The sequence below is a fragment of the Duganella sp. FT27W genome (assembly GCF_009295655.1).
GTDB classification, from domain to species: domain Bacteria; phylum Pseudomonadota; class Gammaproteobacteria; order Burkholderiales; family Burkholderiaceae_D; genus Rugamonas; species Rugamonas zoogloeoides.
This window is the reverse complement of record NZ_WHIV01000003.1, coordinates 598,618-618,005: the sequence shown is the minus strand read 5'-3', so window position 1 is coordinate 618,005 and position 19,388 is coordinate 598,618. Positions and strand designations below refer to the sequence as shown.

General features: G+C 64.6%; 17 protein-coding genes. 12 read left to right on the top strand and 5 right to left on the bottom strand.

Features of this window, described 5'->3' with window-relative positions:
* Window positions 1–57 precede the first annotated feature (57 nt).
* From F8197_RS14540 to F8197_RS14505, 8 genes are all read left to right on the top strand, one after another.
* Window positions 58–645, top strand: a complete 588-nt coding sequence (locus F8197_RS14540) for a sigma-70 family RNA polymerase sigma factor (protein ID WP_373996880.1) — start codon at window positions 58–60, stop codon at window positions 643–645.
* Window positions 642–1,349, top strand: coding sequence for an anti-sigma factor domain-containing protein (locus tag F8197_RS14535; RefSeq protein WP_152882443.1), 708 nt, complete (start codon window positions 642–644; stop codon window positions 1,347–1,349). Before F8197_RS14540 ends, F8197_RS14535 begins: the two co-directional genes overlap by 4 nt.
* 174 nt (window positions 1,350–1,523) lie before the next feature.
* A complete protein-coding gene (locus F8197_RS14530; RefSeq protein ID WP_152882442.1) occupies window positions 1,524–3,257 on the top strand; it encodes a glycoside hydrolase family 9 protein in 1,734 nt (577 codons plus the stop codon).
* Window positions 3,258–3,587: 330 nt separating this feature from the next.
* Window positions 3,588–5,090 (top strand): alpha,alpha-trehalase TreA, encoded by a 1,503-nt coding sequence (treA, locus tag F8197_RS14525; RefSeq protein WP_373996879.1) that lies wholly within the window; start codon window positions 3,588–3,590, stop codon window positions 5,088–5,090.
* Window positions 5,091–5,195: 105 nt separating this feature from the next.
* Window positions 5,196–5,657 carry a helix-turn-helix domain-containing protein gene (locus F8197_RS14520; RefSeq protein WP_152882440.1) on the top strand — a complete coding sequence of 154 codons (462 nt, stop codon included), beginning with the start codon at window positions 5,196–5,198 and terminating at the stop codon, window positions 5,655–5,657.
* Between the two features lie 4 nt (window positions 5,658–5,661).
* Window positions 5,662–6,234 carry a PIN domain-containing protein gene (locus F8197_RS14515; RefSeq protein ID WP_152882439.1) on the top strand — a complete coding sequence of 191 codons (573 nt, stop codon included), beginning with the start codon at window positions 5,662–5,664 and terminating at the stop codon, window positions 6,232–6,234.
* A gap of 102 nt (window positions 6,235–6,336) precedes the next feature.
* The gene (locus F8197_RS14510; RefSeq protein WP_152882438.1) at window positions 6,337–6,990 is read left to right on the top strand and encodes a VTT domain-containing protein; all 654 of its coding nucleotides are present in this window, start codon (window positions 6,337–6,339) and stop codon (window positions 6,988–6,990) included.
* Entirely contained in the window at window positions 6,990–7,934 is a 945-nt protein-coding gene (locus F8197_RS14505) for an AEC family transporter (RefSeq protein WP_373996878.1), read from the top strand. The genes F8197_RS14510 and F8197_RS14505 overlap by 1 nt, the downstream gene beginning before the upstream one ends.
* A 70-nt stretch (window positions 7,935–8,004) precedes the next feature.
* Here F8197_RS14505 and F8197_RS14500 read toward each other — a convergent pair whose 3' ends face one another.
* Window positions 8,005–10,236, bottom strand: a complete 2,232-nt coding sequence (locus tag F8197_RS14500) for an NADP-dependent isocitrate dehydrogenase (RefSeq protein WP_152882437.1) — start codon at window positions 10,234–10,236, stop codon at window positions 8,005–8,007.
* 281 nt (window positions 10,237–10,517) lie between these two features.
* On the opposite strand from F8197_RS14500, the gene F8197_RS14495 reads away from it, so the two are divergent.
* The 3 genes from F8197_RS14495 to F8197_RS14485 are packed head-to-tail and all read left to right on the top strand — an operon-like array spanning window position 10,518 to window position 13,863.
* A complete protein-coding gene (locus F8197_RS14495) occupies window positions 10,518–11,258 on the top strand; it encodes an ABC transporter ATP-binding protein (protein ID WP_056144201.1) in 741 nt (246 codons plus the stop codon).
* Window positions 11,255–12,814: a hypothetical protein gene (locus F8197_RS14490; protein ID WP_152882435.1), complete on the top strand. Its 1,560-nt coding sequence runs from the start codon at window positions 11,255–11,257 to the stop codon at window positions 12,812–12,814. The genes F8197_RS14495 and F8197_RS14490 overlap by 4 nt, the downstream gene beginning before the upstream one ends.
* A gap of 56 nt (window positions 12,815–12,870) precedes the next feature.
* The gene (locus F8197_RS14485) at window positions 12,871–13,863 is read left to right on the top strand and encodes a PHB depolymerase family esterase (protein WP_152882433.1); all 993 of its coding nucleotides are present in this window, start codon (window positions 12,871–12,873) and stop codon (window positions 13,861–13,863) included.
* Here F8197_RS14485 and F8197_RS14480 read toward each other — a convergent pair whose 3' ends face one another.
* Window positions 13,864–15,000 carry an NAD(P)/FAD-dependent oxidoreductase gene (locus F8197_RS14480; protein WP_152882431.1) on the bottom strand — a complete coding sequence of 379 codons (1,137 nt, stop codon included), beginning with the start codon at window positions 14,998–15,000 and terminating at the stop codon, window positions 13,864–13,866.
* A gap of 65 nt (window positions 15,001–15,065) precedes the next feature.
* Here F8197_RS14480 and F8197_RS14475 point away from each other — a divergent pair, with 65 nt between their 5' ends.
* On the top strand, window positions 15,066–15,746 hold the full coding sequence (locus F8197_RS14475; protein WP_152882429.1) for a TetR/AcrR family transcriptional regulator: 681 nt from the start codon (window positions 15,066–15,068) through the stop codon (window positions 15,744–15,746).
* Between the two features lie 92 nt (window positions 15,747–15,838).
* On the opposite strand, the gene F8197_RS14470 is transcribed toward F8197_RS14475, so the two are convergent.
* Genes F8197_RS14470 through F8197_RS14460 form a run of 3 tightly spaced genes read right to left on the bottom strand, consistent with a single transcriptional unit; the run spans window position 15,839 to window position 19,388 of the window.
* Window positions 15,839–17,206, bottom strand: a complete 1,368-nt coding sequence (locus F8197_RS14470) for a HAMP domain-containing sensor histidine kinase (RefSeq protein ID WP_056144220.1) — start codon at window positions 17,204–17,206, stop codon at window positions 15,839–15,841.
* A 9-nt stretch (window positions 17,207–17,215) separates the two neighbouring features.
* The gene (locus F8197_RS14465) at window positions 17,216–17,896 is read right to left on the bottom strand and encodes a response regulator transcription factor (RefSeq protein ID WP_019922278.1); all 681 of its coding nucleotides are present in this window, start codon (window positions 17,894–17,896) and stop codon (window positions 17,216–17,218) included.
* 19 nt (window positions 17,897–17,915) lie between these two features.
* A complete protein-coding gene (locus F8197_RS14460) occupies window positions 17,916–19,388 on the bottom strand; it encodes an efflux transporter outer membrane subunit (RefSeq protein ID WP_152882428.1) in 1,473 nt (490 codons plus the stop codon).

Genomic DNA, 19,388 nt, shown 5'->3' with positions numbered 1-19,388 from the left:
TTCATGTCGCTTCAACAATTCAATCCACTTCGTCCCCAACACACAGACAAGCTCATCGTGCCAGACACCATTACCCCCGACCCCCAGCAACTGAGATTGTGGCTCGAAGGCGCCGCCCGCCGCGATGCCGCCTCGTTCCGCGCGTTATATGACGCCACGTCGCCGAAACTGTTCGGCTTCGCGCTGCGTATACTGAACAAGCGGGAACTGGCCGAGGATGTCTTACAGGAGAGCTTTGTGGCGATCTGGAATAACGCAGGCAACTACCAAAGCCACCTGGCCGCGCCGATGACGTGGATGACGACCATCGTGCGCAACAAGGCGTTCGATCTGCTGCGCCGCGCCGATCACGACACCGAAATCGATGGCGACCCGTTCGCTGCCGAGGTCATGGCCGCCTTGCACGATCCCGGCGCCACGCCGATCGAAGCGCTGCAACTGAGCCGCGACGCCAAGGCACTGGCCTACTGCATGTCGGCGCTGGAAGGCTTGCACCGGCAGGTGGTGGGCCTGGCCTTTTTCCACGACCTGTCGCACAGCGAGGTGGCCGCGCAGATGGCGCTGCCGATCGGCACCGTCAAGACCTGGATCCGCCGCAGCCTGGAAAAGCTCAAGGCCTGCCTGGCCAAAGGAGAGCGGGCATGAACCTGCGCGACAACCTGCCGCTGCGCGAAAAACTGGCCGCCGAATATGCGCTCGGCACCTTGAGGGGCGGCGCGCGCCGCCGCTTCGAAGGTTATCTGCACAACGACGCCGCACTGCGCCGTACCACCGCCGAATGGCAGGACCGCCTGGCGCCGCTGGCGGAATTTGCTGGCGCGCAGGCGCCGCGCAAGCAGGTGTGGGCCGGCATCGAACGGCGCCTCGGCCTGCGCCCGGCGGCATCGGGCTGGCAGTTCTGGCGCAGCGACGCTTTCGCCTGGCGTCCGCTGGCGCTGGCCTCCACGGCCGTGGCGCTGGTGCTGGCGGCGATGCTGGCCACCCACACCCTGCAGGCGCCGCAGGTCGATTACATGGCCACGCTGATCGACGACAAGGCGCAACCAGTGCTGGTGCTGGCGGCCGACCATCGCAAGCAGCAGTTGACGGTGCGCGTGGTGCATGCCGCGCCGGTGCCGGACGACAAATCGCTGCAACTGTGGGCGGTGCCCAAGTCCGGCAATCCGCGTTCGCTGGGCCTGGTCGATCCGGCCGGCCAGGTGACGCTGGCGCTGGGCGCACCGGGCCGCGCCATCGGCGACGACGTGGCGCTGCTGGCCGTGTCGCTGGAGCCGAAGGGCGGCTCGCGCGATCCGAACGGGCCGACCGGTCCGATACTCTACAAGGGCAACTGGGTGCGCACGCTGTAGGGGAGACTGTCTCCGGTTGACTGCGTAGCCCAAATGGGCGATGATCGTGAAATCGTTTTCATGGTGACGGCGGGCATGGCTGTCGAACAGTCGCTGTCGGGCCGGCCTTGCGCCGGCCGCAGCGAGGAACCGACTGCACCACGAAAACCAATCACAACAACAATGAGACATGACATGCCAACTTCCCTGAAATATCTGGCGGCCGCCATGGTCTGCCTGGGCGCGGCCGGCGCATCCGCTGCCGAGATCAAGCTCAATCAACTGGGCTTTCTGCCCGGTGCGGCCAAGGTGGCGGTGGTGCCCGCGGAAGCAGCGACGGCGGGCGCCACCACCTTCACCGTGATCCAGGCCGGCGGCGGCGCCGTGGTCCGGCAAGGCACGCTGGGTGCGGCCAGGGCGGCGCCGGATTCGGGCGATACGGTGCGGCTGGCCGACTTTTCTACGCTCACCACGCCGGGACGCTACCGGTTACGCGTGGCAGGTCTGCCCGATTCGCTGCCGTTCGAGGTCGCCCCCGGCGCCTACCAGGCCCTGAACGCCGGCGCCATCCGCGCCTATTACTACAACCGCGCCGGCATCGCGCTCGACACGAAGCATGCCGGCGCCTACGCGCGCGCGGCCGGCCACCCGGATACCAGTGTGATGGTGCATGCTTCGGCCGCGTCCCCGGCGCGCCCGGCCGGCACCATCATCTCCAGCCCCAAAGGCTGGTACGACGCGGGCGACTACAACAAGTACATCGTCAATTCGGGCATCGCCACCTATACCTTGCTGGCCGCGTGGGAAGACTTCCCAGGCTTCTTCCAGTCGCAGGCTTTGAATATCCCCGAAAGCGGCAACGGCATTCCAGACATCCTCAACGAAACGCTGTGGAACCTGGAATGGATGCTGACCATGCAGGACCCCAATGACGGCGGCGTCTATCACAAGCTTACCGATAAAAACTTCGACGGCTACGTGATGCCGGCCGACGCCCACCAGCAGCGCTACGTGGTGCAAAAGACCACCGCCGCTGCACTCGACTTTGCCGCCGTGATGGCCACCGCCAGCCGCGTGCTGGCCCCTTACGACAAGCAACTGCCCGGCATGGCCGCGCGCATGCGCACCGCCGCCGAGCACGCCTGGCGCTGGGCCCAGGCCAATCCCAAGACCTACTACCAGCAGCCGGCCGACATCAAGACCGGCGAGTACGGCGACAAGGACGTGCGCGACGAATTTGCCTGGGCCGCCGCCGAACTGTTCATCACCACCGGCGACCCCGCCTACTACCAGGCCATGCAGGCGCCTGCGCTGCAGGCCACGGTGCCGACATGGGGGGAGGTCAGCGGGCTGGCGTGGCTGTCGCTGGTGCGCCATCGCCAGCACTTGAATCCGGTGGCCGACCAGGCGCTGATCGCCAGCCGCATCGATGCGTTATCGAGCCAACTGGCGGCAGTCAAGCAGCGCTCGGCCTACGGCTTTGCCATGCAGACCGCCGACTACGTCTGGGGCAGCAATGCCGTGGTGCTGAACCAGGCCATGGTGCTGGTGCACGGCTACCGCTTGACCGGCAAGCGCGCCTACCTCGACGCGGCGCAGGCCAATTTCGATGTCATCATGGGCCGCAACGCCGTCGATCTGTCGTTCGTGACCGGCTTCGGCGCTCGCTCGGCACAGCACCCGCACCACCGGCCGTCGGAGGCGGACGGCATCGCCGCACCGGTGCCGGGCTTCGTGGTCGGCGGCCCGCAGCCGGGTCGCGAAGACCAGAAGGATTGCAAGGTGCAGTACGCATCAGCGCTGCCGGCGCGCGCCTATCTCGACGATGCCTGCTCGTACGCCAGCAACGAGATCGCCATCAACTGGAACGCGCCGCTGGTGTACGTGTCGGCGGCGTTGCAGGTGTTGACGCCGGCGCCGGGCAAGTAGCCACCGCCACCGGGACGAGGTGGAATTTGCTGCTGGGGTACTATCGAGTCGCAAGCGCGCCGCCGGTGGCGCGCCACGACGGGAGACACGATGAAGGGGACCAATACACCACGTAGCGCGCTGCTGTTGGCAGGCGTATTGATACTGGCGGCCAGCACGCCTGCCACGGCGCAACGACAATCTGCCGCGAGCCCAAGCCCAACCGCAACCGCAGCCCCAGCCCAAGCGCCAGCCTCAGCCTCAGCCCCAGCCCCAGCCCCAGCCCCAGCCCCAGCCCCAGCCCCAGCCCCAGCCGCCCCTGCCCCCGCAACTGCAACTGCGCCTCAGGACGTGCCCACGCCGCAGCAACTGTTCGGTCCCCTGTACCAGGCGGTGCAGACCGCCCACATCTATCCAGACGCCAAGACCTTCGCCGACGCCGTACCCCGGTCCGATCCGCAAGCGATACTGGCCAAGTACCAGCAAGAGCAGCCGCAGGACAAGGCCGCGCTGCAAGCATTCGTCGAACGCCATTTCGAGCTGCCCGCGCCGGCCACCATCACGCTGCGCCAGCACATCGCCTCGCTGTGGCCGGTGCTCACGCGCCCGCCGCTCGATCCTCCCAAGTGGTCGTCGGCTTTGCCGCTGCCGGCCAATTACGTGGTGCCGGGCGGGCGCTTCCGCGAGATTTATTACTGGGATTCGTACTTCACCATGCTGGGCCTGCAGGCCGACCATCGCAGCGACCTGGTCGATTCGATGATCGTCGGGTTCCAGAGCCTGATCGAGCGCTATGGTCATATCCCCAACGGTACCCGCAGCTACTACCTGAGCCGCTCGCAGCCGCCGTTCTTCGCGGCCATGGCGCAATTGAAACCGCTGGGCGACAAGGGCGCCGACGCCAAGGCGGAAGGCCGCCTGCTCGCTGCGCTCAAGCGCGAACATGCTTACTGGATGCGCGGCACGGCGTGCCTGCCCAAGACGGGGCAGGGTGCGTGCGAACACGTGGTGCGCCTCGCCGACGGCACCATACTCAACCGTTACTGGGATGCGAAAGACACACCGCGCGACGAAGCGACTCAACCCGACCTCGACACTGCGAAGGATACCGACCGTTCCAAACCGGAGTTGTACCGCGACCTGCGCGCCGCAGCCGAAAGCGGCTGGGACTTTTCGTCGCGCTGGCAGGACGATCCGCAGCGCCTGGCCACCGTCCACACCACGACGATCGCGCCGGTGGATCTCAACAGCCTGCTGTACCAGCTGGAGGGCGAAGTGGCGCGCCGTTGCGAGGCCGCGCGCGACACCAGCTGCGCCACCCGGTTCAAGCAGGCCAAAGCCACGCGCGCAGCGGCGATCAACCGCATCTTCTGGGTCGCCGCCGAACAGCGCTACGCCGACTACGACCTGCGCCACCAACGCCCGACCAAGGTGCTGAGCGCGGCCACGTACTACCCGCTGTGGGTTGGCATCGCCACGCCGGCACAAGCAGCAGCCGTGGCCGATACCACGCAACAGCACCTGCTGGCCGAAGGCGGCCTGCGCACCACCTTGCTGCGCACGGGCCAGCAGTGGGACGCTCCCAACGGCTGGGCGCCGCTGCAATGGATCGCCATCGACGGCCTGGCACGCTACGGCCACGCCCCGCTGGCGCACGAGATTGCCAGACGCTGGGTAACCACCGTGCACCGCACCTGGGTGGAAACCGGCAAGCTGCTGGAAAAATACGACGTCGAGGAACGCAAGAGCGGCGGCGGGGGAGAATACCCGACCCAGGACGGCTTCGGCTGGACCAACGGCGTCACCAGCGCGCTGCTCGAGCGTTACCCGGACCTGGCGCAAGGCGGGAAATAAATGCGGCGCAAAAGCCGATGCATTGTTGATCAATGAACGGAAGTAACATCACGTTTCGGTTATTTCGTTTAGAATCAGTGATGATTATTCGCCGAGAGGGCCTTCATGAGTGCTCCCATTATTCCTGTCGCGCTGCCTACAGCGGACGACATCACGCTCGCCCGCGAGTCTGGACGTACATTGTCTTCAGTATCACGAAGCCGTGCAGCTACCCAGAAAATTGATTTTTACGACGAGCAAGGGGGCGTACACGCAGTACGCATCCCGACGTCCGCATTACGCTTGCTGGTGGACGTGCTGACAGAAATTGGTCAAGGCAATGCGGTGTCGATTATCCCGATTCATGCGGAGCTGACGACGCAGGAGGCAGCCGATGTGCTCAATGTCTCCCGCCCATTTCTGATTCAGTTGTTGGAGAAAGGCGAGATACCTTTCCATAGGATCGGCACGCATCGCCGTGTGCGTTATCAGGACGTCATCGCTTACAAAAAACGTGTCGATGTAGCACGACGTACTGCGCTTGAAGAATTGAGCAAGCAGGCCCAGGAACTCGGCCTGGGATATTGATGCGATGAGCTCGCACTTCACCGTCATCTATGACGCCTGCGTGCTTTACCCTGCGCCGTTACGCGACTTGTTGATGCATCTTGCACTATCCGACCTATATCGTGCGCGCTGGAGTGACATGATCCATGATGAATGGACGCGGAATGTTCTGGCCAGCCGTCCTGACCTGACCCAAGCCCAGTTGAATCGGACGCGCCAGTTGATGAATGCGCACGTCCGTGACAGTCTGGTGACCGGATTTGAATATCTGATCCCGTCAATCATCTTGCCTGATCAGGACGACCGTCATGTCGTTGCGGCCGCGATCCATTCTGGCGCCAGCCTTATCGTGACATTCAACCTCAAAGATTTTCCGCAGGCCGCACTCCATCCCTACCATCTCGCAGCCCAGCACCCGGATGACTTCATCGTCGATCTTCTTGATCTGCACACTGCTGCTGTGCTACAGGCAGCGGCCAGCCACCGTCGTTCACTGAAGAATCCACCTAAAGCGACGGATGAATATCTCGATACGCTGCGGGCACAGGGGCTGACACAGTCGGTCGCCGTCATGCGGCAATGGACCGTTGCCATCTGAACGCTGACGGGCAGGATACTTTAGTTGTCAACAAAGGCCGCATATGGCGCAGGCTGGTTTAGAATGCTGTTCAATCATTCATACTTGCCGAAAGACTAAATAATGCACGAATTTCTGACCCTGCTGGCCGCCTGGTTCCTGCACCTCGATGTGCACCTGGCCGAACTGGTGGCGGCATACGGCCACTGGATTTACTTGCTGCTGTTCGCCGTGATTTTCATCGAAACCGGCGTCGTCATCATGCCGTTCCTGCCCGGCGATTCGCTGCTGTTCATCGCTGGTGCGCTGGCCGCCAAGGGGCTGTTCGATCCGTGGATACTGTTTTTCCTGCTGCTGACTGCCGCCATCACCGGCGACGCGCTCAACTTTGCCATCGGCACCTATGTGCGGCGCAAGGCGGTCGATACGTCGCGCATTCCGTTCCTGAAAGCAGAACACATCGTCCTGACGCAAAAATTCTTCGAGCGCCATGGCGGTAAGACCATCATCCTGGCCCGCTTCGTGCCGATCGTGCGCACGCTGGCGCCGTTCGTGGCAGCGCTCGGTTCGATGCCGGCGCGCGTGTTCTTCATGTACAACGTGGTCGGCGGCCTGATCTGGGTGGGCAGCCTGCTGCTGGCCGGCTATATGTTCGGTAACATTCCATGGGTCAGCAACAACCTGACCGCCGTGGTGCTGGGCATCGTGTTCCTGTCCATCCTGCCGGGCATCATCGCCTGGCTGCGTTCGCTGGGCACCCGGTCCAGCAAAGCGTAGTGTTAGACATCCTGGCGATCACCAGCCCCATCTACCTGGTGGTGCTGGCTGGTTACCTGGCCACGCGGTCCGGCGTGTTCAACCGCGCCGACATGGCCGTGTTCGGCAAGTTCGTGCTGAACCTGGCGCTGCCTGCGCTGATCTTCAACGCGCTGGCGCAGCGCCATATCTCCGACGTGCTGCATCCGACGTACTTGCTGGCCTACCTGGGCGGCTCGCTGCTGTCGATGACCACGGCCTACCTGATCGGCCGCCGCCTGTGCGGCTGGAACGGTACCCGCAGCACATTTCTTGCCATGGGCGTGTCGTGCTCGAACAGCAGTTTTATCGGCTATCCCATCTTGCTGCTGATGGTCGCGCCGGTGGCTGGCGTGGCGCTGGCACTGAATGTCCTGATCGAAAACCTGCTGATGTTGCCGCTGCTGCTGGCGCTGGCCGAGAGCGCGCGCGGCAATGGCGGCACGTGGTCGCAGGTGCTGCGGCAATCATTGCTGCGTCTCGCCCGCAATCCGCTGGTGCTGGCGGTGTCAGCCGGCCTGGTGATCAGCCTGGCGCAGGTGGATTTGCCGCAACCGCTGCTGCGCACCGTGAACCTGTTCGCCCAGGCTAGTGGCGGCCTGTCCTTGTTTGCCATCGGCGGCATGCTGGTGGGCTTGCCGTTGCGCTCGGGCTGGCAAAAAGTGGTGCCGGTGGTGCTGGGCAAGCTCGTGGGCCATCCGCTGGCCGTGCTGCTGGTACTGACCGTGGTCACCGCCCTGGGCGTGGCGCCGATGGAACCGCAACTGCGGGCAGCGGCGCTGCTGATGGCGGCCATGCCGATGCTCAGTATTTATCCGATCCTGGGGCAGGCGTACGGCGAGGCCGATCGTAGTGCGACGACCTTGTTGCTGTGCATGGTGGCGTCGTTCTTTACGTTGAGTGCCTGGATGTGGGTGCTGAAGTAAAAAAAAGCCCCGTGAGCGCTGGCGCTGACGGGGCTTCGTACCAAGGGGCGTTCGCCCCTTTATCTACAGCTTAGATCGTATCGAGCGCAGCGTTGAAGGTCGCGCTAGGACGCATGGCCGCAGCCGTTTTGGCTGGATCAGGCTGGTAGTAGCCACCGATATCGACTGCCTGGCCTTGCACCTTGGCCAGCTCTTCCACGACCGTGGTTTCGTTTTCCGACAGGGCCTTGGCCAGCGGCGCGAAGTGCGCTTGCAGTTCGGCGTCGTCGGTCTGCGCGGCCAGGGCTTGTGCCCAGTACAGCGACAGGTAGAAGTGGCTGCCACGGTTGTCCAGTTCGCCGGTGCGGGTCGAAGGCGACTTGCTGTTGTCCAGCAGTTTGCCGGTGGCGGCATCCAGGGTCTTGGCCAGGATCTTGGCCTTGTTGTTGTCCTGCTTGATGCCCAGCTCTTCCAGCGACACGGCCAGCGCCAGGAACTCGCCCAGCGAATCCCAGCGCAGGTGGTTTTCTTCCACCAGCTGTTTCACGTGTTTAGGGGCCGAACCGCCAGCGCCGGTTTCGTACATGCCGCCACCAGCCATCAGCGGGACGATCGACAGCATCTTGGCCGAGGTGCCCAGTTCCAGGATCGGGAACAGGTCGGTCAGGTAGTCGCGCAGGATGTTGCCGGTCACCGAGATGGTGTCCAGGCCGCGCGAGACGCGCTCCAGCGTGTAGCGCATGGCGCGTACTTGCGACATGATTTCGATGTGCAGGCCGCTGGTGTCGTGGTCTTTCAGGTACGTTTGTACCTTCTTGATCACTTCGTTTTCGTGCGGACGATACGGGTCGAGCCAGAAGATGGCAGGCATGCCCGAGTTGCGCGCGCGGGTCACGGCCAGCTTGACCCAGTCGCGGATCGGCGCGTCCTTGACCTGGCACATGCGCCAGATATCGCCTTCTTCCACGGTTTGGGTCAGCAGCACTTCGCCCGTTGCCAGGTCGGTGATGTTGGCGATGCCGCCTTCGGTCACTTCAAAAGTCTTGTCATGCGAGCCGTATTCTTCGGCTTGCTGCGCCATCAGGCCCACGTTCGGCACGGTGCCCATGGTGGTCGGGTCGAAGTTGCCGTGCCATTTGCAGAAGTTGATCATCTCCTGGTAAATACGGGCAAAAGTCGATTCCGGCATCACGGCCTTGACGTCGGCGGTGCGGCCATCGGCGCCCCACATTTTGCCGCCGATGCGGATCATCGCCGGCATCGACGCATCGACGATCACGTCGTTCGGCGAATGGAAGTTGGTGATGCCCTTGGCCGAATCGACCATGGCCAGCTTCGGACGGTGTTCCAGGCAGGCGTGCAGATCCTTGAGGATTTCGTCCTTCTGCGACGCTGGCAGCTTTTCGATTTTTTCCAGCAGGTTGGACATGCCGTTGTTGACGTTTACGCCCAGTTCTTCGAAGACCTTGGCGTGCTTTTCGAACGCTTCCTTGTAGAAGATGCGCACGCAGTGACCGAACACGATCGGGTGCGACACCTTCATCATGGTGGCCTTGACGTGCAGCGAGAACATCACGCCGGTTTTATAGGCGTCGTCGATTTCCTTCTCGTAGAAATCGAGCAGCGCTTTTTTGCTCATGAACATGCTGTCGATGATTTCACCGGCTTGCAGCGAGACCTTCGGTTTGAGCACGATGGTTTTGCCGGATGCGGTGATCAGTTCCATCTTGACGTCGCGCGCTTCGCCGATGGTCATCGATTTTTCACCGTGGTAGAAGTCGCCGGCATGCATGTGCGACACGTGGGTGCGCGAAGCCTGGCTCCATTCGCCCATCGAGTGCGGGTGCTTGCGGGCGTATTCCTTGACGGCCTTCGGTGCGCGGCGGTCGGAATTACCTTCGCGCAGGACCGGGTTCACGGCGGAACCAGTGCACTTGCCGTAGCGTGCCTTCAGGGCTTTTTCTTCGTCGGTTTTTGCATCTTCCGGGTAGTCGGGCAGGGCGTAGCCCTTGCCTTGCAGTTCGCGGATGGCCGCTTGCAGCTGCGAGACGGACGCGCTGATGTTCGGCAGCTTGATGATGTTGGTGTCGGGGTTCTGGGTCAGTGCGCCCAGTTCGGCCAGCGTGTTCGGCAGGCGCTGCGCTTCGGTCAGGAACTCGGGGAATTCGGCGATCACGCGGGCGGCGACGGAAATGTCGCTGGCGACAACGTCGACGCCGGCCGGGGCGGTGAACTTCTGGATGATCGGGAGCAGGGAATAAGTCGCCAGCAGCGGCGCTTCGTCGGTCAGGGTGTAAATGATTTTAGATTTTTCTGTTGCCATGTTGATTCCCTCGGTTTTACCAAATTGGATCGGTGCCAGACGGCAGGAGTGTTAGCGGTCAACTAACCCAAACGAATATTTTAGACGTTCCACGTGTAGTTTGTGCAAATTCCGTGCTCGACAGAGGGCTAATCGCGGCAATTTAATCATTCAGTAAATAAAAAACCCGGATCGTCGAGCGCAACAACATGGCTCAACTTGCCGATTGAATAATTTTGTGCTGGACATCATTGACCGCATGAGTCAATATTGCTTGTTATCAATAAACTACCGATTCCGCCATGCGCGACCATGCCCTCCGCCTGCAGTCCCTGTCCAAGTCGTTCGGCCGCCCGGCTGTCGATCACCTTGACCTGGCGGTGCGCCGGGGCGAGTTTTACGCGCTGCTCGGCCCCAACGGCGCCGGCAAGACCACGACCTTGCGCATGGCTACCGGCCTGCTGGCGCCCGACAGCGGCAGCGTGGAAGTGCTGGGCGTCGATATGTTGCACGACCCGGCCGCCGCCAAGCGCCACCTGGCCTACCTGCCGGACGAACCGATGGTATATGCCAAGCTCAAGCCCACCGAGTACCTGGAATTCGTCGCCGGCTTGTGGGGCATCGGTGCGGCGGAGGCCGAGCCGCGCGCGCGCCACCTGCTCGACTGGCTCGACCTGACCAAGCACGCGCACGAACTGACCGAAGGCTTTTCACGTGGCATGAAGCAAAAGCTGGCGCTGGCCGGCGCCCTGATCCACTCGCCGCAACTGCTGATCCTCGACGAACCGCTCACCGGCCTCGACGCCGCCGCCGCCCGCCAGGTCAAGGACTTGCTGCAACAGCACGTGGTCGATGGCGGCACCGTGGTGCTTACCACCCACATCCTGGAAGTGGCCGAGCGCCTGGCCGAACGCATCGGCGTGATCCGCGCCGGTCGCCTGATCGCCGAGGGTACGCTGGACGAACTGCGCGCACTCGCTGGCCTGGGCGCCGCTGGCACGCTGGAGGACGTGTTCCTGCAACTGACCGGGGAGCCGGCATGACCAAAGTGAACGGCGCCCCGGGCGGTACCTGGTGGCTGCTCCGCCACGAAGTGCGCATGTATTTCAGCGCCACGCGCAAGCTGCGTGCCAATGGCAAGATCAGCGCCAGCTGGCTCGGCACGTCGCTCACTGTGGTGTTGCAACTGCTTCTGCACTGGGGCGCGTACCTGCTCATTCCTCTCATCCATCGCCATGGCCCGACGCCGGCGCTGGCGGCCATCCTGGCCACCGCCGCGTTGCTGGTAGGCGTGACGCTGATGCTGGCGACAGCCTTGCGCGGCAGCGTGGCCGCGCTGTTCGAGCGGGGCGACCTGGACTTGCTGCTGTCGTCGCCGTTGCCGGCCAAGAGTATTTTCTTTGCGCGCTTGCTGGGCATCGTGGTCAGCGTGGCCGGCATCTTCCTGTTCTTCCTGGCGCCGCTGGCCAACATGGGCTTGCTGACCGGCCATCCGCAATGGCTGGCGCTATACGTGGTGGTGATTGCGCTGGCGCTGCTGGTATCGTCTTGCGCGATGCTGCTCACGTTGATCCTGGTGCGCCTGATCGGTGCGCGCCGCACCAAGGTGCTGGTGCAGGTGCTGTCCGCCGTGGCGGGGGCGCTGGTATTCCTGCTGTCGCAGGCGGCCAATAGCCGCAACGAGCTGGGCGCGCGCTTGCAGGAGATGCTCCACGGCGACTGGTCGGGCGTGTTGTGGCTCGGTCACGCCGTGCTGGGCCAGCCGGTGCCGCTGGCCGGCCTGCTGGCGGCCGGCGTGGCGCTGTTCTTCTTCACCACGCGCACGACCCGGGGCTTTTTTGTCAGCGGCGTGCAGCAGGCGGCCGGGTCGGGCAGGGCGGCGGCAGCGCCGTCCGGCGGCCCGCGTTTCAATTTCGGTCGCGGCCTGGTGTGGGCGACCATGGTCAAGGAATGGCGCCTGATCGCGCGCGATACCCGCCTGCTCACGCAAGTGCTGCTGCGCCTGTTGTACATGCTGCCGCTGGGATTCATTATTTTTAAAAATTCCGCCACCATCAACCACGCGGCCGGCGCCTCGCTGGTCTTCGTGTGCGCGTCGCTGGCCGGTTCGCTGGCCTGGATCATCATGTCGGCCGAAGATGCGCCGGACCTGCTGGCCAGCGCCCCGCGCAGCGCCAGCCTGATGCGCCGCGCCAAGCTGGCGGCGGCGACCGTGCCGCCGCTGGCCCTGGTGCTGCTGCCGGTGCTGTGGCTGGCGCTGCACCAGCCGGTGATGGGCGTGGTAACCCTGATCGCCTTGCTGCTGTCGTCACTGGCCAGCGGGATCATCGTCATGTGGAGCGGCCGCCCCGGCACCCGCGCCGACTTCCAGCGCAGCGGTGGCGGCGTGGGCGGCACGCTGCAAGGCGTCAGTTGCCTCGCCTGGGGCGCCGTGGTGTGGTTGCTGCTCGCAGGACTTGAGCACGGCTTGTGGCTGAAATGGTGTGCGCTGGCGTTGGGGATCGCGCTGGCGGCAGTGTTGATCGCTTGGGCGATTCACGGCGCCAGGGTGGGAAGGTGGAAGCGGCAAGCTCCGATTAGTCAGGTCAAGGTGGATTGAGGCGTCTGCGGCCAGGGGGCAAGCCCGGATCAAGCAAAATACACAACAGGAACAGCATGCAGCCAACCAGTATCGCCAGCCTGACCTCCACCTTGCGCGCCATCTTGCGGGGCGCCAGCGACAGCGCGGGACCAAGCCTGGCGCCGGTGCTTGCTACGCTCGAACGCCCCGAAGGAACCCGCCATTACCTGGTCGCCGCGCCGTCAACTGCAAGTTCCGTTGCGACCTCCGGCGAGCGCGCGCTGGTGATCGTGCTGCATGGCGCCGGCGCGTCGGCGCAGCAGGTGCTTGGCCTGGCGTTCCCGCCGTCGCCCATGTCCGTGTGGCTGGAAATCGCAGCGCGCGAACAACTGGTGGTGATCGCGCCCGATGCGGGCAAGGGCGGCTGGAATGACTGCTACGCTGCCGCCGCGCGCGTAGCGCAAAAAAATGACGCGGCCTTTATCGAGGCCTTGATCGATCAGGCAATCGACCGCTACCAGGTCGATCCGCGCCGGGTATACGTGATGGGCGTGTCGCGCGGGGGCTGGATGGCGTACGCGGTGGCCGCAGCGATTCCCCACCGCTTGGCCGCCGTCTCGGCGGTGCTGGCCAGCATGCCGCTGCCGGGCCGCAGTGAGATGCCCAGCCTGCCGCTCTCCGCACTGATCATCGGCTGCACGGCCGACCCGCTGATCTACTACCACGGTGGCAGACCCTGGTATGCACTGGGCTTTGCCGAGCCGGTGCGCGGCATCGAAGCCACGGCCCACGCCTGGCGCGCCATGGCGAAACTGCCGGATACGCCGGAAGTCACCAGGCTGCCAACCAGCGACCTGCACGGCAGGACCAGCGTTACGCGATACCTGTGGGGCGGGGCGGCGGACGGCGTGCAGGTGGGCCTGTACCGGGTCGATGGCGCCGGCCACGCGGAGCCAAGCCGCCTGAAACGCTATCCGCGTTTTATCAACTGGCTGACCGGCTGGCAAAATGCGGACTTCGAGGCGGCCGAGGCGGCCTGGGATTTTTTTCGTCCAAAGAGCTCCGCTCAGGCGTTGCAGCCGGGTTAATCAGTCTGCCGATGCAAAGCCGCCAAACAGCTCCAGTACCTCGCGCGGCGCCTGTGCATCGAAAAACATCGCCATATTCTGCGCCGACTCGTGCGCGCACGGTTCGCTGCGCGCGAACATCGCTGTCTCGTAACTGGCCAGGGCTGCTTCCAGGTCGTGGGGACTGGCGGCAATCGCCTGGCCCAGTTCTGCGCCGTCGAGCAGGGCCAGGTTGGCGCCTTCGCCGGCGAACGGTGACATCAGGTGGGCCGCGTCGCCAAGCAGGGTGACGCCTGGCACGCGGTGCCAGCGGTGCCCGACCGGCAGCGCGTGGATGGGGCGCAGCAGCGGTGCGCCGTCGCCGCCGGTGATGAGAGCGGTGAGTGCCGGCGCCCAGCCGTCGAACTCGCGCGCGAGCAGGGCTGTCGCCTGCGCGAGGGCAGAAAAGTCGATGGCTTTGAACCATGGTTCGGAACGATTGAGGGCGACATAGGTTTGCATGGTGCCGTCGCCGTGCCGGTGCGTGAAGATGCCCTGGCCGGGCGCGGTGGCGATCATGGTGCCGTTGCCGGCCAGCTCGGCGCTGGCCGGATGCCGGCGCTGTGCATCGGTCATCGTGATCTCGACGAACGAGGTGCCGCTGTACGCTGGTACGGCCATCGTCACCAGTGGACGCACGCGCGACCAGGCACCGTCGGCGCCGACCAGCACGGTGGAGGTGACCGTGGCGCCGTTGGTGAAGGTCACTTGGTGGCTGCCGTCGCCGAGTGCGCGCGCACTGGCGAGCTTGTGGCCCCAACGAATGCTTTCCGGCGGCAGCGAATCGAGCAGGACACGCCGCAGCGCGCCCCGGCCCACTTCGGGCCGGCCGCTGTGCACGATGTCCGGGCGGTCCAACAGGATCTCGCCAGCAGTGCTGACCACCCGCTTGGCGTCGGCGCCGGGAATGACGATCGCCAGGAATTGCGCGTACAGTCCGCCAGCCTTGAGCGCCAGTTGGCCGTTGTATTCGTGAATGTCGAGCAGACCACCCTGCACGCGGGCGTCCGGGCCCGCTTCCGCTTCGTAAATGGTGGCGGCGATGCCGTGCACGTGCAGTACGCGCGCGAGCATCAGCCCGCCCAGGCCGGCGCCGATGATGGTGATCTGTGGTTGCATGAGTTTTCCATTGGAATGACGTTCCATTATATTGGAATGTTATTCCAGGTGTGTCAAGATGCGGGATGAGTAAAAAAACCGTCACCAGAGCGCGGCGCGACGACTCGCTGTCGCGCGAACGCATCATCGAGGCCGCCATTGATCTGCTCGACCGTGAGGGCGAGCGAGGGCTGACCTTCCAGGCCTTGTCGGCGCAACTGGCCACCGGTCCCGGCGCGATTTACGGCCACATCGCCAACAAGGCCGACCTGCTCACCGCCGCCTGCGACGCCATCGTGGCGCGGACCGTCATGGCGCCGGAGGACGGTGTCGCACCGCAGGCGGCGATCCGGACCGTGGCATTGGCGCTGTTCGATGCGATGGATGCCCACCCCTGGGCTGGCGCCGCGCTGATCCAGTCTGGTGGAAAAATGCCGGTGGTCCGTATTCTGGAGTGCGTGGGGCGCCAGATCAGCGCGCTGGGCGTACCCGAGCCGGCACGCTGGGCCAGCGCCTGCGCGCTGGTCAACTACATCCTGGGCGTGAGCGGGCAAAACGCCGCCAACGCGCAACTGGCGCGCTCGCAGGGAGCCGACCGTAGTAAATTTTTAGCCGCCGTGGCAGATGCCTGGACCCAGCTCGATCCGGCGCTGTACCCGTTTACGCGCAGCGTGGCGGGGCAGTTGCGGGTGCATGATGACCGCGAGGATTTTTTGGTTGGCGTGGATTTGTTGTTGGCCGGTTTAATGTCGCAGGAAGTGAGGTGAAGTGAAGTGACAGCGCAGAAGCAGCGTGCAAAGGTGGGCAGCGGGCTGCGCGTCATTCGCGAGCAACTGCAGCTGCCCGGCGACGCCTGGCATTACATCCGCTGAACCGCCACCTGCAACGTCGCCCTCAACCCCGGCAAATTATCAGCCAACGCCAGGCTGCCGCCGTGCAGGCGCGCCACTGCCGATACTACCGATAGCCCCAGTCCCACGCCCGGTGTGCCACGGCTGGCGTCGCCCCGGTAGAAGCGTTCGATCACTTTCGGCCGTTCGTCCTCGGCCACGCCGGGGCCGTTGTCGGCCACGACCAGCTCCAGCGTGTCGTCGGCCAGGCGGCGGGCGGTGATCGCGATCACGCCGTTTTCCGGCGCATACTTCAATGCGTTTTCCACCAGGTTGCCCAGCGCTTGCGCCAGCAATACCGGGTCGCCCACTGTGTGCAGGTTGCCGGTGGGCGTAAAACTCAGTGCGATGTCTTTCAATTCCGCCACTGGCAGATAGAACTCGGCCACCTCGGCGCCCAGGCGCGCCAGGTCCACGTCGACGAAACCGCCACGGCGGCTGCCGCTGTCGATTTCGGCCAGGCGCAGCAGGGCGTTGAAGATGCTCATCACGCGATCGACATCGTTGATCGCCGCGTCGATCTCGGCATACGTCTCCTCGTCGGACGGGCGGCCCACCGACAGTTCCTCGAGCCGCGCGCGCAGTTCGGACAGCGGCGTGCGCAGGTCGTGCGCGATGGCGTTGGAGACGTCTTGCACGCCGGTCACCAGGTGTTCGATCTGGTCGAGCATGCGGTTGACGGTCTGCGTGAGCAGTTGCAGTTCGTCGCCATCGCCCGGTTCTTCCAGGCGGCGCGAGAGCTGGCCTTCGATAATGGCCGACGTGGTCTGGCTGATATTTTGCACGCGCGAGAGCAGGGCGCGCCGTATCATCATGCCGCCCAGCGCCGCGACCAGCAGCACCGCGATGGCGCAGCCCAGCAGGCCGTAAATGAACAGGCGCTCCAGCACGTCGAAGCGATTGAGATTGCTGGCGACCAGCAGCCGGTGGCCGTCTTTCAGCGTCACCTGCACCATTTCGATCCGGCGCGGCATGCCATCGACCTCGATGGTGGCCGAGCTGCTGCCATCGACGCGCGGCAAATTGGCCGGCCATCGCGGCAGGTTGCCGGCCAGCTTGACGCCGTTGGGTGCAGTAAACAGGATGATCTTGCGCACGCCGTCGTTGGTGCCCATCACCTGACTGTCGATGGCGGCGGCCAGCGCGAAGGCGCCGTTGCGGGCAAACAGGTTGCACATGCGGCGCGAATCGGCTTGCAGCAGCTCGGTGCGCACCTGCTCGATATTGGTGTTCCATGCCCACCACAGCGGCCCCGCGAACATCGCCAGCACCAGCAGGCTGATGGCGGCGTAGCCGATGGCGATGGTGCGGGCGGAAAAGCCGGGCAGTTTCAGCATGGTGCGTGGTTATTCGTGGTCGGTCAGCATGTAGCCGGCGTTGCGCACGGTACGCAGCAGCGGGGTGGGGAAGCCGGCGTCGATCTTTTGCCGCAGCTTGCTGATGTGGACATCGATCACATTGGTCTGCGGGTCGAAGTGGTAGTCCCACACGTTTTCCAGCAACATGGTGCGCGTGACCACCTGGTTGGCATGGCGCAGCAGGTACTCGAGCAGCTTGAATTCGCGCGGCTGCAGGGCCACCGGCTTACCGGCGCGCACCACCTTGTGCGCCAGCAGGTCCATGGTGAGATCGCCCAACGCCAGCGTGGTCTCCACGGACACGCTTTGCGACCGCCGCATCAGGGCATCGAGGCGGGCCAGCAGCTCGCCGAACGCAAATGGCTTGATCAGGTAGTCGTCGCCGCCGCTTTTCAGGCCGCGAATGCGGTCATCGACGCCGTCGAGCGCCGATAAGATCAGGATCGGCACGCGGTTGCCGTGCATGCGCAGCGCTTCGATGATCGACAGGCCGTCGATCCCGCCGGGCAGCATGCGGTCCATGATGATGGCGTCGTACGGCTCGCTCACCGCGTGGTACATGCCGTCTTTACCGTTGTCTGCGTGGTCCACCGTGTGGCCGGCCTCGGTCAGCCCCTTCTTGACGAAGCGGCCCACGCGTTCATTGTCTTCGACCAGTAATAGTTTCACCGCTGTCCTCCACCCGCCATCACGATGCGGGAATCTGCGCGCCGCTGTCGGCCGCCGCCGGCGCATCGCCCGTGTGCTCGATCCAGCCGCCGCCCAGGGCGCGGTACAAGCCCACCAATGAACTGAGGCGGTTCTGGCGCGCCGTGATCAGGTTGATCTGGGCGTTGTACAGGTCGGTCTTGGCGGTCAGTACGCTCAGGTAGTCGTTGATGCCGTTGTTGTACAGCAGTTCGGCCAGCGTGACGCGGCGCTGCTGGGCATCGACATTGCGCTGGCGGGCGGCGAGCTCGGTATCGTAGGTGCCGCGCGCGGCCAGGCCGTCGGCCACTTCGCGGAACGCCGTCTGCACGCTCTTGCGGTATTCGGCCACGCCGATATCGCGGTTGATGCGGGCCGTATCGAGATTGGCCTGGCGCGTGCCGCCGTCGAAGATCGGCAGCAGCAGTTCGGGCGCGAACGACCAGGCGCCGGAGCCGGCCTTGAACAGGCCCCCCAGCGAATTGCTGGCCGTGCCGGCAGCAGCGGTCAGGCTGATACGCGGGAAGAAGGCCGCGCGGGCAGCGCCGATGTTGGCGTATTCGGCGCGCAGCAGGGCCTCGGCCTGTTGCACGTCGGGACGGCGCAGCAGCAGGTCCGATGGCAAACCGGCCGGAATATCGGCCAGCATGGTTTGCTGCGCCAGCGGCACGGCGGCAGGCAGGTTCTCGGGCAGCGGTTGGCCGAGCAGCAGCACCAGGGCGTTTTCGGCCTGGGCGCGCAGGCGCACTTGCGCGGCGTGATTGGCCTCGGCCTGCTGCAAGGTCACTTGCGCCAGCGATTCATCGAGTTCCGACGTGGTGCCGGTGTCGTATTGCAGCTTGACGATGCGGTACGATTCGCGCGCGGCCCCCAAGGTTTCATCGGTCACCTTGAGCTGTTCGTCGTAAGCCAGCATGGTCAAGTACTGCTCGGTCACCTGCGACACCAGCAGGATGTGCGCAGCCTGGCGCCCGTAGGCGCTGGCCAGGTACTGTTCGCGCGCGGAGTCGCTCAGGCTTTGCAGGCGGCCGAACACGTCGAGCTCCCACGCCGTATTGAGCATCACCGAATTGCTTTGCGTGGTGTTGCGGGTGTTGGCGGCATTGGCCGTGCTGGACGAACGCGCACCGGAAGCTTCGGCATTCAAGGTCGGCAGGGCCGCTGCGCGCTGCAATTGCAACGCGGCTTGCGCCTGGCTTACGCGCAGCAGCGCCACGCGCAGGTCCTGGTTGTTGTCGAGCGCGATGCGCACCAGCGTATGCAGGCGTTCATCGACCAGGAAGTCCTGCCAGCCCGTGTCTGCGGCAGCGGTGGCGTTCGACGTGGTTGGCGCTGCGTAGGCCGCACCGCTTGGGTAGGCCGGCGTGGCGGTCGTGGCGCTGGTGGCCGGCTGCTGGTAGGCCGGCTGCAAGGCGCAGCCCGATACCAGCGCGGCGCCCACGGCAAGGATCAATGTTTTAATAGTCGTATTCAT

Excerpts from the sequence above, each read along its gene's own strand:
- F8197_RS14485 (WP_152882433.1), top strand. The coding sequence starts at position 12,871 with ATGCAGCCAACCAGTATCGCCAGCCTGACCTCCACCTTGCGCGCCATC.
- F8197_RS14480 (WP_152882431.1), bottom strand. The coding sequence starts at position 15,000 with ATGCAACCACAGATCACCATCATCGGCGCCGGCCTGGGCGGGCTGATG.
- F8197_RS14460 (WP_152882428.1), bottom strand. The coding sequence starts at position 19,388 with ATGAATACGACTATTAAAACATTGATCCTTGCCGTGGGCGCCGCGCTG.
- F8197_RS14495 (WP_056144201.1), top strand. The coding sequence starts at position 10,518 with ATGCGCGACCATGCCCTCCGCCTGCAGTCCCTGTCCAAGTCGTTCGGC.
- F8197_RS14530 (WP_152882442.1), top strand. The coding sequence starts at position 1,524 with ATGCCAACTTCCCTGAAATATCTGGCGGCCGCCATGGTCTGCCTGGGC.
- F8197_RS14500 (WP_152882437.1), bottom strand. The coding sequence starts at position 10,236 with ATGGCAACAGAAAAATCTAAAATCATTTACACCCTGACCGACGAAGCG.
- F8197_RS14535 (WP_152882443.1), top strand. The coding sequence starts at position 642 with ATGAACCTGCGCGACAACCTGCCGCTGCGCGAAAAACTGGCCGCCGAA.
- F8197_RS14510 (WP_152882438.1), top strand. The coding sequence starts at position 6,337 with ATGCACGAATTTCTGACCCTGCTGGCCGCCTGGTTCCTGCACCTCGAT.
- F8197_RS14515 (WP_152882439.1), top strand. The coding sequence starts at position 5,662 with ATGAGCTCGCACTTCACCGTCATCTATGACGCCTGCGTGCTTTACCCT.
- F8197_RS14520 (WP_152882440.1), top strand. The coding sequence starts at position 5,196 with ATGAGTGCTCCCATTATTCCTGTCGCGCTGCCTACAGCGGACGACATC.
- F8197_RS14490 (WP_152882435.1), top strand. The coding sequence starts at position 11,255 with ATGACCAAAGTGAACGGCGCCCCGGGCGGTACCTGGTGGCTGCTCCGC.
- F8197_RS14475 (WP_152882429.1), top strand. The coding sequence starts at position 15,066 with ATGAGTAAAAAAACCGTCACCAGAGCGCGGCGCGACGACTCGCTGTCG.
- F8197_RS14470 (WP_056144220.1), bottom strand. The coding sequence starts at position 17,206 with ATGCTGAAACTGCCCGGCTTTTCCGCCCGCACCATCGCCATCGGCTAC.